1 protein-coding gene is annotated in these 257 nt (G+C 63.8%); it reads left to right on the forward strand.

Annotation, left to right across the window (positions count from 1 at the left end):
- Nucleotides 1-14 precede the first annotated feature (14 nt).
- Nucleotides 15-257: carboxyvinyltransferase (locus Q4528_RS14630; RefSeq protein ID WP_512700999.1), on the forward strand; the 243-nt coding region annotated here is incomplete at its 3' end.

The raw sequence follows: 257 nt of genomic DNA on the forward strand, positions 1-257 counted from the left end.
TGATTGCACCGGCCATTGCCGGCGGCGAGGTCGAGTGCCTGGGCGGTCGCATGGAACTGGTGGCGGCTTTTGCCGAAAAGCTGGACGAAGCCGGGATTTCGGTTGAGGAAACCGAAAAGGGGCTCAAGGTTGCGCGGCGCAATGATCGGGTGCGGGCGGTGAACGTCAAGACCGAGGTCTTCCCCGGGTTCCCGACCGACCTTCAGGCCCAGATGATGGCGCTGATGTGTACCGCCGAAGGCGAGTCGGTGCTGGAC

This window comes from Staphylococcus pasteuri, assembly GCF_030547725.1.
GTDB classification, from domain to species: Bacteria; Bacillota; Bacilli; order Staphylococcales; family Staphylococcaceae; genus Staphylococcus; species Staphylococcus pasteuri.